Here is a 12,681-nt window from a genome sequence, read left to right on the forward strand (position 1 = left end):
TGCTTAGTTGTGAGCGTGCAGCGCTTCGTTCAATTCGATGGCCGATTTGTGGGTTTTGCACTCCACGGCACCGGTCTCGGAGTTGCGGCGGAACAGCAGGTCCGGCTGGCCGGCCAGCTCACGTGCCTTGACCACCTTGACCAGTTGATTCTGCTCATCCAGCAGCGCGACCTTGGTCCCGGCGGTGACGTACAGGCCCGATTCCACGGTGTTGCGGTCGCCCAACGGGATACCGATACCGGCGTTGGCACCGATCAGGCAGCCTTCGCCGACCTTGATCACGATGTTGCCGCCACCCGACAGGGTGCCCATGGTGGAGCAACCACCGCCCAGGTCCGAGCCCTTGCCGACGAACACGCCCGCCGACACACGGCCTTCGATCATGCCCGGGCCTTCGGTGCCGGCGTTGAAGTTGACGAAACCTTCGTGCATCACGGTGGTGCCTTCGCCCACGTAGGCGCCCAGGCGCAGACGCGCGGCATCCGCGATACGCACGCCGGTCGGCACCACGTAGTCGGTCATTTTCGGGAACTTGTCCACCGAGAACACTTCCAGCAGATCGCCGCGCAGGCGGGCTTCCAGTTGGCGTTCCGGCAGCTCGGCCAGGTCGATCGCGCCCTGGCTGGTCCACGCCACGTTCGGCAGTTGCGGGAACACACCGGCGAGGCTCAAGCCGTGGGGCTTGACCAAACGGTGGGACAGCAGGTGCAGCTTGAGGTAGGCCTCAGGCGTGGAGGTCAGCGCAGCGTCTTCGGCCAGCAGGGTGGCGACCAGCGGTGTGTGGCTCTCAGCCAGGCGGCTCAACAATGCGGCCTGGGTGGCATCGACGCCTTTGAGCGCGTCGGCCAGTTGCAGGGCCTGGGCGACGGTGAAGGTGATCGCCTGGTTGCCTTCGGTGTAACCGAGGATCGGCGCGATGGCTGCGACGATGTCTGCCGATGGGTTGAGCAGCGGCTGTGCGTAAAACACTTCCAGCCAAGCGCCTTGGCGGTTCTGAGTGCCGACGCCGAAGCCCAGGCTGAACAGGGAATTGGACATGCTGTTACCTCTACAAAAATGGAAAGGGCTGACCTACTTGAGGGCCGCCGAATAACTATCTGGCTTGAAGCCAATCAGGGTTCTGTCACCGAGATCCAGCACCGGGCGCTTGATCATCGAAGGTTGTGCGAGCATCAATTCAATGGCTTTCGACTGATCGAGATCGGCTTTGCGTTCGTCTTCGAGTTTGCGAAAGGTGGTGCCCGCACGGTTCAACACCACCTGCCAACCGTGCTCGTTGCACCATTGGGTCAAGTGTTCGCGGTCGATACCGGCCGTTTTGTAGTCGTGGAACTCATAGTTGACGCCGTGCTCATCGAGCCAGGTGCGCGCCTTTTTCATGGTGTCACAGGCTTTGATGCCGAAAAGGTGCAACGTTTTGCTTGAAACGGTCAAGGAATTGCCCCCCTTTGGGCCAATGAAAACGAAAGGTTGGGGATTATGCCACGACCAGCGGCGCGTGGTGCCCCTCGTCATGCGGGCGTGCGACTTATGTGCAAATGCCGGCCGGTAACATAGGCGCGTACCATAACGGCCTAATATGGCACTTCAACTGCCAGTTGTTGCCAGATGTGTGTCGTTGCAAGTCGATTGTCCGGGAACCCGCTTTATGCAAACCGCCTACACCGTACTTATCCTGCTGATGTTGGTCAGCGTTTCGCGTCTGGTCGGGCGTGTCATCCCCTTGCCGTTGCCCCTGGTGCAGATTGCGGCGGGCGCGTTGCTGGCGTGGCCCACGCTGGGGCTGCATGTGGCGCTGGACCCGGAGTTGTTCCTGTTTCTGTTCCTGCCACCGCTGTTGTTTTCCGATGGTTGGCGCATGCCCAAGCGCGAATTGTGGCGCTTGCGCGGGCCGATCCTGACGTTGGCGGTGGGGCTGGTGCTGTTCACCGTCGTGGGCGCCGGTTACTTCATCCACTGGATTCTGCCGACGATCCCCTTGCCGGTGGCCTTCGCCCTGGCGGCCGTGTTGTCGCCGACGGATGCCGTGGCGGTGTCGGCCATTTCGCAGAACCGTTTACCCACGCCGCTGATGCATATGCTCCAGGGCGAGGCGTTGATGAACGATGCGTCGGGCCTGGTGACCTTCAAATTCGCCCTCGCGGCAGCGTTGACCGGAGTGTTTTCCCTGGCCGATGCGAGTCTGACGTTCGTGTTGGTGGCGGTCGGTGGCCTGGCGGTCGGCGTGGCGCTGAGCTGGCTGGTCGGCCGCCTGCGTGCGTGGATGATTGCGCGCGGCTGGGACGACCCGGCGACTCACGTGGTGTTCATGTTGCTGCTGCCGTTTGCCGCCTACGTGCTGGCTGAGCGCCTCGGTGCGTCGGGCATTCTGTCGGCCGTCGCGGCCGGGATGATGCAGAGCTGGCTCGACCTGCTGCCACGCCAGACCAGTACGCGGTTGCTCAATCGCAGCGTGTGGTCATTGCTGGAGTTTGCCTTCAACGGCTTGATCTTCCTGCTGCTGGGCCTGCAACTGCCGGACATTATCAAGGCGGTGGTGAGCCACGAGTCGACCTTGTGGCCGACCCTGTTTTATCGCTGCCTGGACGTGATCGCGATCTTTCTGGTGCTGGTGGTGCTGCGGTTTATCTGGGTGCAGAGCATTTGGCGCCTGTCGGGGTTGCTCCGCCGTATCCGTGGGAAAAGTGAGCTGACACTGGTGCCGACAGCCCGTTCCTGCTGGCTGCTGACCGTCGGCGGCGTGCGCGGAGCAGTAACCCTGGCCGGCGTAATGTCGGTGCCTTTATTGCTGGCGCCTGGGCAGGATTTCCCCGAGCGCGACTTGCTGATCTTCATCGCGGCCGGGGTGATCCTGTTGTCACTGGTCGCTGCCTGTATCGCGTTGCCGCTGTTGCTGCGGGGTATCGAAAAAAGCCCCGATGAGAAACGCCACAACGAAGTGCGTGAAGCCTGGAAGAAAACCGCCGTGGCGGCCATTCATGCGCTGGAAGTCGAAGAGGCCGGCGAGTCCCAGGACGCCGCGCAGGCGGCTTTGGCCACGGAGCTCAAGGCGCGGATCATGTCGGAGTATCGCCACCAGCTGGACGTCTTCAATGACTCGGCCGAGGCCCAGGCACTGGCTTTGCAGATGGATCAGCTGGAAAGCAAGCTGCGCCTCAAAGCCCTGCGGGCCCAGCGATTGGAACTCTACAGGCTGAGCCGTCAACACGAAATTGGTGATGATGTGCTGCGTGAGGTGCTGGCGGACCTGGACATGAGCGAGGCCGGTCTCGCGCGGCAGCGATAGCCTCGCGGCGCTATCAAGGGGTGTGAGGGACTTTTGGATAGGTCTTGTTTGCCCAGGCAATGTCGCCCGCGCTCAGCGTCGCATTACGTGAGTGGAAGAGGTTCTGGGTGGTCAGTTCAGGGTTGATGGAGTAATGCATGATCGAGTCTGGGTCGTAGGGAGAAAATTCGTATTGGTCGCTGCGGGGCAGGGGTAGCCAGTTGACTCGCTGGCTAGAGGGGGAAAAATGCCGGTCAAGGCTTGCCTGATTCCAGGGAATATTGGCGTCGGGGTGTTGGTGCGCGTGATGCGCACCCAGCATATGCCCGAACTCGTGCAACACGGTCGCAGTGAATGATTGCGCGGTGTGGTCGCTCGGCAGCGTCATGGTCGGGTGCCCTGAGGGCACTTCCTGCGCAGCCGTTCCCACCATCGACTGGCCTGTGTGGTTGAGGGTTGGATTGGCTGCGATTCTCACGTCGGCATCCTCGCCGGCCACGAATTCAAACCTGAGGTTGATATGGGGACCCCATTCGGCGGCGGCCTTTTTGATGGCCAACACGTAGGGGTCGTCCACTGCATAATCGTAGATGGCGATCTTGATCGTGCTGTTTTGCGGCCAGTACCTGGCAGGCTCTCCGACATTGCGTCGGCTCCTGGAAAGGCGCTGGGGTTGATGGGACTCTTCGTCCGGTTTTTCAACCTGCGGCGCAAAGTAAGGGGGCAAGGTGCTGGAAGGGATCATGTCGGTTCTCCTTGCAGAATTCAGGGACGAAACTGAAGGCTGATTCGTCCCTGAGGCATGAAAGGTTCCGACATTGAATGTAGGAAAATGTGAGTGCGCCCGCTGACGGGGCGCACGGCTCACGCGTTGCGGGTAATGAAATGCCGAATCCGCTCGGCGGCTTCCACGCACTCCGCCAGCGGCGCAACGAGGGCCAGGCGAACGCGCCCGGCGCCCGGGTTAACGCCATCGACTTCGCGCGACAGGTACGAACCCGGCACCACAGTCACGTGTTCTTCCACGAACAAATCGCGGCAGAACGCGGCGTCGTCGCCCTTCACATTCGGCCACAGGTAGAACCCGCCGTCCGGGCTCTGCACGTCGAGCACCGGTTTGAGGATCGCCAGGACGGCGTCGAACTTCTCGCGGTACAGGTCGCGGTTGGCCAGTACGTGGGCTTCGTCCTGCCAGGCGGCAATGCTGGCCAGCTGGGTTTGCACCGGCATCGCGCAGCCATGGTAGGTGCGGTACAGCAGGAACGCCTTGAGGATGTCGGCGTCGCCGGCCACGAACCCGGAGCGCAGGCCCGGCAGGTTCGAGCGCTTGGACAGGCTGTGGAATACCACGCAGCGCTTGAAGTCCTGGCGACCCAGTTCGACGCAGGCGCTGAGCAGGCCAGGCGGCGGGGTTTGTTCGTCGAAGTACAGCTCGCTGTAGCACTCGTCGGCGGCGATGACGAAGTCGTATTCGTCGGCCAGGGCGATGAGTTTTTTCAGGGTGTCGACCGGGATCAGCGCGCCGGTGGGGTTGCCCGGCGAGCACAGGAACAGGATCTGGCAGCGTTTCCAGATGTCCGGCGTCACGGCGTCGAAGTCCGGGTTGAAGCCGTTGGCGTCCAGGCATGGCAGGTAATGCGGCTTGGCGCCGGCCAGGAACGCTGCACCTTCGTAGATCTGGTAGAACGGGTTCGGGCTCACAACCAGCGCGTCTTCGCCACGGTTGACCACCGTCTGGGTGAAGGCGAACAGCGCTTCGCGGGTACCGTTGACCGGCAGGATGTTGCGCGCCGGGTCGAGCCAGCCCTGGGGGACGTCGAAGCGACGTTCGCACCAGGCGCCGATGGCTTCACGCAGGGCCGGGATGCCCAGGGTGGTCGGGTAGACGGCCATTTGGTCGAGGTTGTTGCTCAGTGCTTCAGCGACGAAGCGCGGCGATGTGTGCTTGGGCTCGCCGATTGACAGCGCGATCGGGCGCTTGTCCGGGTTCGGCGTGACGCTGCCCAGCAGGGCACGCAGTTTCTCGAACGGGTAGGGCTGGAGTTGGTTCAGGGCGTTGTTCATCGAAAATCTCGTTCAATTCGGTTGAGAGCATGCGGTCTGCTGGGCAAGGCAACTCCCCCTCCCACATAAGGCCGGTTTTCACAGGTTGGCCCGCGTTTTATATCGTCAGGCGTGTCAGCTCGACGCCAGGTTCCTGGGTCACGCTCAACTGCTCCACAATGGCGGCCTGCAAGCGCAGGCACAGCTCCGGGTCGGACAGCGGCTGGTTGTCGGCGTCGGTGATGAAGAACACGTCTTCCACGCGTTCGCCAAGGGTCGCAATCTTGGCGTTCTGCAGTGACAGGTCGAACTCCAGGAAGATCCCGCCGATGCGCGCCAGCAGCCCCGGGCGATCCGGTGCGCTGAGTTCCAGTACCGTCACCGGGCGCTGGGCATCGTTGGAGATGGTCACCTGGGGCGCAAACGCAAAGTGCTTGAGCTGGCGCGGTACCCGGCGCTGGATGATGGTCGGGTAGTCGTCAGGGTTGCGCAGGGCCTCGGTCAGGCCTTCGCGGATTTTCTTCACGCGCGCGGGGTTGTCACCGATGGACTCGCCTTCGGTGTCGAGCACGATGTAGGTGTCGAGGGTGAACTGGCTGCTGGAAGTGATCACTCGCGCGTCATGGATGTTCAGGTTGAGCTGGTCCATGGCCGCCACGGTCACGGCGAAGAAGTCATGCTGGTCCGGCGCATAGATGAAGATCTGCGTGCCGCCTTCGAATTCGCGCTGGGTGGTTTCCTTGATCAGCACCAGCGGCCCGCCGTCGGCCGGCTGCTGCAGGATCGCGTCACTGTGCCAGGCGACGTCGCCGGCGGTGTGACGCAGGAAATAGTCATCGCCCAGTTGCGACCACAGTTGCTCGACGTCGTCCGGGTCGTTGCCGCCACGCACCAGAATGTCCAGGGCCGCGCTCTGGGTGCGGCGAATCTGCTCTTCGCGGTCCACCGGATTTTCCAGGCCGCGGCGCAGGGCGCGCTTGGTCTCGGTGTAGAGCTGGCGCAACAGGCTGGCACGCCACGAGTTCCACAGCGTCGGGTTGGTGGCATTGATGTCGGAGACGGTCAGCACGTACAGGTAGTCGAGACGGGTCTCGTCGCCGACGATGCCAGCGAAGTCATGGATCACCTGCGGGTCGGACAGGTCCTTGCGCTGTGCGGTGGTCGACATCACCAAGTGGTTCTGTACCAGCCAGACGATCAGCCGGCTGTCCCACAATGGCAACTGGTGGCGCTGGCAAAACGCTTCAGCGTCGACGGCGCCAACTTCCGAATGGTCGCCATGCCGCCCCTTGCCGATGTCATGGTACAAACCGGCCAGGTAGATCAGTTCGGGCTTGGGCAGCTTGGCCATGAGCTTGCTGGCCAGCGGGAATTTCTCGGACACCTGGGTGTACTGCAACTTACGCAGATGCTTGATCAGGTTCAGGGTGTGGGCGTCCACGGTGTAGATGTGGAACAGGTCGTGCTGCATCTGCCCGACAATGAAGCCGAACTCCGGCAGGTAGCGCCCGAGAATGCCGTAACGGTTCATCCGTCGCAGGTTGCGGTGGATGCCGATCTTGCACTTGAACAGCTCGATAAACAGGCTGGTATTGCGGATGTCGTGGCGGAAATCATCGTCGATCAGGTGACGGTTTTCCCGCAGCAGACGGATGGTGTCGGCGCGGACGCCCTTGATTTCCGGCTGCTGGGCCATCAGCACGAAAATCTCCAGCATGGCGAACGGCGTGCGGCGGAACACATTGTCGTTGCGCGCCTCGATGTAGCCGTCGTGCAACTGAAAGCGCGCATTGATCGGCTGCGGCGGCGCTTCGTCTTCGGGGGCCAGGATCACCTCCTCGAAGTGCTGGATGATCAGGTCGCTGAGCTGGGCAATGCTCATGACCACCCGGTAATACTGCTGCATGAAGCTTTCGATGCTGGTCTTCGCGTCCTCGCCTTCAAACCCCAGCAGGGTGGCGATGGAGCGCTGGTGGTCGAACAGCAGGCGGTCTTCGGAGCGGCCGGCGAGCATGTGCAGGGCATAGCGCACCTTCCACAGGAATTCCTGGGACGAGGCCAGCAGGGCGTTTTCGCTCTCCACCAGGAAGCCTTCGCCGGCCAGGGCCCGCAGGTTCAGGGTGCCGTACTGGCGACGGGCGACCCATAGAATCGTCTGGATATCCCGCAGCCCGCCCGGCGAGCCTTTGACGTTGGGTTCCAGGTTGTATTCGGTGTCGTTGTATTTGTGGTGCCGGGCCTTCTGCTCGGCACGCTTGGCCAGGAAGAACTCCTTGCTCGGCCACATGTGCGCAGTGCTGGTGACGTCGAGCATGCGCTGGCGCAGGCGCTCGGGGCCGGCGATGGTGCGGCTTTCCATGAGGTTGGTGATGATGGTCAGGTCGGCACGGGCTTCTTCGGCGCATTCGTCCACCGAACGGACGCTCTGGCCGACTTCCAGGCCGATGTCCCACAGCAACGTGAGAAAACGCTCGATGGAGTCGCGAAAGATCTCATGGTCCGCGCTGTCCAGCAGGATCAGCAGGTCGATGTCGGAGTAGGGGTGCAACTCGCCACGCCCGTAACCGCCGACCGCCACCAAGGCGATATCGGCGTCTTCGCTCCAATTGAACTGTTCCCAGGCCTTTTGCAGGATGTTGTCGACGAACCAGGCGCGGTCCTCGATCAGCCGGCGAATGTCGCGGCCACTGCGAAAGCGCGCGTCGAGTACCTCGCGGGCCTGGCGGATCGCCTTCTTGAAGGCGGCGATAGGGCTTGCCTTCAGGGCCAGTTCGGCCTGGAACTGGCCACGGTCGAAGAGTTCGGGATCCACCTGGGGCATCGATCGGCTTTCCTTTCTATCTGTCAGTCAGTCATTACACCGTTGGGAAAACCTGGGCAGCCTTTACGCTGAAACGCGCGGGATCGTGTCGTCGGCGCGCAGGGTGAAGATCTCGTAGCCGGTTTCGGTGACCAGCAGGGTATGTTCCCACTGCGCCGAGAGCTTGCGGTCCTTGGTGATGGCGGTCCAGCCGTCGCCCAGCACCTTGGTGTCGGCCTTGCCCTGGTTGATCATCGGCTCGATGGTGAAGGTCATGCCCGCCTTGAGCTCCATGCCGGTGCCGGCACGGCCGTAATGCAGAATCTGCGGTTCTTCGTGGAACACGGTGCCGATGCCGTGGCCGCAGAACTCGCGGACCACCGAGAAGCCGTTCTTTTCGGCGTGCTTCTGGATCACTTCACCGATGTCGCCCAGGCGGCAGCCAGGCTTGACGATTTCGATGGCCTTGTACATGCATTCCTGGGTCACCTGGGACAGGCGCTCGGCCCAGACCGGTACGGTGCCAACGTGGAACATGCGGCTGGTGTCGCCGAAATAGCGGTCCTTGATCACGGTGACGTCGATGTTCAGGGTGTCGCCGTCCTTCAACGGCTTGTCGCCCGGAATGCCGTGGCAGACCACGTGGTTGACCGAGGTGCAGATCGACTTGGGAAAACCCTTGTAGTTCAGCGGCGCAGGAATCGCACCCTGTACGTTGACTATATAGTCGTGGCAGATCTGGTTCAGGGTCTCGGTGGTGACGCCGGGCTTGACGTGTTCGGCGATCATCTCCAGTACGTCGGCGGCCAGTTTGCCGGCGATGCGCATGCCGGCGATGTCTTCGGCGGTTTTCAAACTAACGGTCATACAGGCTCTCTCTAGCGCAACGCGCTGAAATCAATTCGGTTTACGGGCGCGCGACAAAAGGTTACAGAATTCGCACAAGCCACAAAAAACGCGATTCTAACAGACGCTGGCGGCAAATCATGAGCCTCTGATGATCGCTTCTCTCTATAAGGTAGGGCCAAGTGGGCTCTATTCAAGGGGTTACACGAGGAGGGCGTGCGGCAAATGTGATTGCGTGTTCCGTTTTCGTCGATGCTGTGGTATAAAATGCGCCGCTTTCCGGGGATGCCCCGCGAAGCTTAAATCCACACACGTGTCGACACGATGACCTGGGTGCCGGAGGCCTTGCTGCCGCTGGTTGGTCATTGGGATACGTGGAGGCCAAACCCGACTTATTAAGGAACTATCATGTCCCAAGTCAACATGCGCGATATGCTGAAGGCCGGTGTGCACTTCGGTCACCAGACCCGTTACTGGAACCCGAAAATGGGTAAATACATTTTCGGCGCGCGTAACAAGATTCACATTATCAACCTTGAAAAAACCCTGCCAATGTTCAACGAAGCTCTGACTTTCGTAGAGCGTCTGGCCCAGGGCAAAAACAAGATTCTGTTCGTCGGCACCAAGCGTTCCGCTGGCAAGATCGTTGCTGAAGAAGCAGCACGTTGCGGTTCGCCGTACGTCGATCACCGCTGGTTGGGCGGCATGCTGACCAACTTCAAAACCATCCGTGCTTCCATCAAGCGTCTGCGTGACCTTGAAGTACAAGCCGAAGACGGTACTTTCGCCAAGCTGACCAAGAAAGAAGCGCTGATGCGCTCCCGTGACCTGGAAAAGCTCGATCGTTCCCTGGGTGGTATCAAGGACATGGGCGGTCTGCCTGACGCACTGTTCGTTATCGACGTTGATCACGAGCGCATCGCGATCACCGAAGCCAACAAGCTGGGCATCCCTGTTATCGGCGTAGTCGATACCAACAGCAGCCCGGAAGGCGTTGACTACATCATCCCAGGCAACGATGACGCAATCCGCGCTATCCAGCTGTACATGGGTTCGATGGCTGACGCTGTAATCCGTGGCCGTAACAATGTTGGCGGCGGCACTGTAGAGTTCGCTGCTGAAGAAGCGCCGGTCGCTGCAGCTGAGTAATTGACGCCCTGGCGTTGACTCAGTAAGCAAAAAGGGGGCTTGGCCCCCTTTTTGCCACCTCGAAAACCATTTGTCGGCGCTCACTTGTGACGGCGCAACCTAGCGACTGTAACGTGCAGCAGCCTACAACGGTGGTTCGGGAAGAATTGATCGCCCGTTTGATCGGGTGGAATGGTTGAAAACCTATCCAAGAGGATTTTGAAATGGCAGAGATTACTGCAGCGTTGGTCAAAGAACTGCGTGAGCGTACCGGCGAAGGCATGATGGATTGCAAAAAGGCCTTGACCAAGGCCGGCGGCGACATCGAAAAAGCCATCGACGACATGCGTGCCTCGGGCGCCATCAAGGCTGCCAAGAAAGCCGGCAACGTCGCTGCTGAAGGTGCTATCGCTCTGGTTGAAGACGGCAAAGCCGCCGTTCTGCTGGAAGTGAACTCGCAGACCGACTTCCTGGCCCTGCAAGACGACTTCAAGGCATTCGTTGCTGCCAGCGTCAAGAAAGCATTCGACGACAAGCTGACTACCGTTGAGCCTCTGATCGAAGCGCAAGAAGCTGATCGCCTGGTACTGGTCGGCAAGGTTGGCGAAAACGTCAACATCCGTCGCCTGGTTCGCGTTGAAGGTGACGTGGTTGGTGGTTACCTGCACGGCAACAAGATCGGTGTAGCGGTTGTTCTGAAAGGCGGCGACGTTGAGCTGGCCAAAGACATCGCCATGCACGTCGCGGCAAGCAACCCTGAGTTCCTGCTGCCTTCGGAAGTTTCGGCCGAAGCGATCGAGCGTGAAAAAGCTGTGTTCCTGCAGCTGAACGAAGAAAAAATCAAAGGCAAGCCAGAAAACATTGTTGAAAACATGGTCAAAGGCCGTATCAGCAAGTTCCTGGCCGAAGCAAGCCTGGTTGAGCAGGCGTTCGTCAAGAACCCTGAAATCAAGGTTGGCGAACTGGCCAAGAAAGCCGGTGCTGAAATCGTTTCCTTCACTTACTTCAAAGTAGGCGAAGGCATCGAGAAGCCGGTCGACAACTTCGCTGAAGAAGTTGCTGCCCAGCTGGCTGCCGCCAAGCAATAAGACAGTTTTCAACTGTCGCCCGAAAGAGGCTGCCCGCTCACGCGCGCAGCCTCTTTTCAAATGGGAAGGCCGATTTTATTTGGTTTCCCTTCGGAACTGGCTTACAAAGCCGTGTTCCGATGGCGCTGTAGCAGCGTCCAGCTAGAGTGAACGCAAGCCGTAAAACGGTTCGCAAAGAATTTTTGAAAAATACGCCGCAGGAGAGATTCGCAATGGCTCAGCAGGGCAGTGGTTATCAGGCTCGCTATAAACGCATTCTACTCAAGCTCAGCGGCGAGGCCCTGATGGGCTCGGAAGAGTTCGGGATCGATCCCAAGGTCCTTGATCGCATGGCGCTGGAAGTCGGCCAGTTGGTCGGCATCGGCGTTCAGGTCGGCCTGGTGATCGGCGGTGGCAACCTGTTCCGCGGCGCGGCACTGAGTGCAGCCGGCATGGACCGTGTTACCGGCGACCACATGGGCATGCTGGCCACTGTGATGAACGGCCTGGCCATGCGTGACGCCCTGGAGCGTGCCAATATCTCGGCTATCGTGATGTCGGCCATTTCCATGGTTGGCGTGACCGATCACTATGACCGCCGCAAAGCCATGCGCCACCTCAATTCCAAGGAAGTGGTGATCTTCGCTGCGGGCACCGGTAACCCGTTCTTCACCACCGACTCCGCAGCCTGCCTGCGCGCCATCGAGATCGATGCCGACGTGGTGTTGAAGGCGACCAAGGTAGACGGCGTCTACACGGCTGACCCATTCAAAGATCCGCATGCCGAGAAGTTCGATCATCTGACCTACGATGAAGTACTGGATCGCAAGCTGGGCGTGATGGACCTGACGGCTATTTGCCTGTGCCGCGACCACAAGATGCCGCTGCGCGTATTTAACATGAACAAGCCCGGCGCCCTGCTGAACATCGTACACGGCGGCGCAGAAGGGACTCTGATCGAGGAAGGCCAACAATGATCAACGAAATCAAGAAAGACGCCCAGGCGCGTATGCAGAAATCCCTGGAATCCCTGAGCCACGCGTTCGGCCAGATCCGTACCGGCAAGGCGCACCCCAGCATCCTGGGCAGCGTGATGGTGCCGTACTACGGTTCCGATACCCCGATCAGCAGCGTCGCGAACATTACCGTCAAGGACTCGCGCACCCTGCAAGTCGTGGCGTTTGAGCGCAACATGCTGGGCGCGGTCGACAAGGCGATCCAGAGCGCCGGCCTGAACCTCAACCCGACCAACCTGGGCGAGTTGTTGCTGATCTCCATGCCTGCCCTGACCGAAGAAACCCGCAAGGGCTTCACCAAGCAGGCCCGCAGCGCTGCCGAAGACGCTCGTGTTGCCGTGCGCAACATCCGTCGCGACGCGTTGGGTGACCTGAAGAAGCTGGTCAAGGACAAGGAAATCAGCGAAGACGAAGAGCGTCGTGCGGTTGCCGACATCGACAAGCTGACCAAGGATGCCGAGGCTCAGATCACCAAGGCCACCGACGAAAAAGAAAAGGACCTGATGGCCGTATAAG

At 60.5% G+C, this 12,681-nt stretch carries 11 protein-coding genes; 5 read left to right on the forward strand and 6 right to left on the reverse strand.

What is annotated here, in order from left to right:
* Nucleotides 1-3 precede the first annotated feature (3 nt).
* Together dapD and CQ041_RS02150 are read right to left on the reverse strand one after the other, a co-directional pair.
* A complete protein-coding gene (dapD, locus tag CQ041_RS02145) occupies nucleotides 4-1,038 on the reverse strand; it encodes a 2,3,4,5-tetrahydropyridine-2,6-dicarboxylate N-succinyltransferase (RefSeq protein ID WP_105520598.1) in 1,035 nt (344 codons plus the stop codon).
* A gap of 33 nt (nucleotides 1,039-1,071) precedes the next feature.
* Nucleotides 1,072-1,434, reverse strand: coding sequence for an ArsC family reductase (locus CQ041_RS02150; RefSeq protein ID WP_105520597.1), 363 nt, complete (start codon nucleotides 1,432-1,434; stop codon nucleotides 1,072-1,074).
* Between the two features lie 214 nt (nucleotides 1,435-1,648).
* On the opposite strand from CQ041_RS02150, the gene CQ041_RS02155 reads away from it, so the two are divergent.
* Nucleotides 1,649-3,286 (forward strand): Na+/H+ antiporter, encoded by a 1,638-nt coding sequence (locus tag CQ041_RS02155; protein WP_105520596.1) that lies wholly within the window; start codon nucleotides 1,649-1,651, stop codon nucleotides 3,284-3,286.
* A gap of 13 nt (nucleotides 3,287-3,299) precedes the next feature.
* Here CQ041_RS02155 and CQ041_RS02160 read toward each other — a convergent pair whose 3' ends face one another.
* The 4 genes from CQ041_RS02160 to map form a co-directional block, all read right to left on the reverse strand.
* The gene (locus tag CQ041_RS02160) at nucleotides 3,300-4,010 is read right to left on the reverse strand and encodes a M12 family metallopeptidase (RefSeq protein WP_105520595.1); all 711 of its coding nucleotides are present in this window, start codon (nucleotides 4,008-4,010) and stop codon (nucleotides 3,300-3,302) included.
* Between the two features lie 119 nt (nucleotides 4,011-4,129).
* Nucleotides 4,130-5,329: a succinyldiaminopimelate transaminase gene (dapC, locus tag CQ041_RS02165; RefSeq protein WP_105520594.1), complete on the reverse strand. Its 1,200-nt coding sequence runs from the start codon at nucleotides 5,327-5,329 to the stop codon at nucleotides 4,130-4,132.
* 97 nt (nucleotides 5,330-5,426) lie between these two features.
* Entirely contained in the window at nucleotides 5,427-8,129 is a 2,703-nt protein-coding gene (locus tag CQ041_RS02170; RefSeq protein ID WP_105520593.1) for a [protein-PII] uridylyltransferase, read from the reverse strand.
* 63 nt (nucleotides 8,130-8,192) lie between these two features.
* Nucleotides 8,193-8,975, reverse strand: coding sequence for a type I methionyl aminopeptidase (gene map, locus CQ041_RS02175; protein WP_012722594.1), 783 nt, complete (start codon nucleotides 8,973-8,975; stop codon nucleotides 8,193-8,195).
* 387 nt (nucleotides 8,976-9,362) lie between these two features.
* Here map and rpsB point away from each other — a divergent pair, with 387 nt between their 5' ends.
* The 4 genes from rpsB to frr all read left to right on the forward strand — a co-directional run bounded on the left by rpsB (nucleotide 9,363) and on the right by frr (nucleotide 12,680).
* On the forward strand, nucleotides 9,363-10,103 hold the full coding sequence (gene rpsB / locus CQ041_RS02180) for a 30S ribosomal protein S2 (protein ID WP_029297291.1): 741 nt from the start codon (nucleotides 9,363-9,365) through the stop codon (nucleotides 10,101-10,103).
* 203 nt (nucleotides 10,104-10,306) lie between these two features.
* The gene (tsf, locus tag CQ041_RS02185) at nucleotides 10,307-11,170 is read left to right on the forward strand and encodes a translation elongation factor Ts (RefSeq protein ID WP_105520592.1); all 864 of its coding nucleotides are present in this window, start codon (nucleotides 10,307-10,309) and stop codon (nucleotides 11,168-11,170) included.
* Nucleotides 11,171-11,382: 212 nt separating this feature from the next.
* Nucleotides 11,383-12,126: a UMP kinase gene (gene pyrH, locus CQ041_RS02190; protein ID WP_105520591.1), complete on the forward strand. Its 744-nt coding sequence runs from the start codon at nucleotides 11,383-11,385 to the stop codon at nucleotides 12,124-12,126.
* Entirely contained in the window at nucleotides 12,123-12,680 is a 558-nt protein-coding gene (gene frr, locus CQ041_RS02195; protein ID WP_105520590.1) for a ribosome recycling factor, read from the forward strand. Before pyrH ends, frr begins: the two co-directional genes overlap by 4 nt.
* The last annotated feature ends 1 nt before the right edge of the window (nucleotide 12,681 follow it).

It is taken from the genome of Pseudomonas sp. MYb60, assembly GCF_002979555.1.
GTDB lineage: Bacteria > Pseudomonadota > Gammaproteobacteria > Pseudomonadales > Pseudomonadaceae > Aquipseudomonas.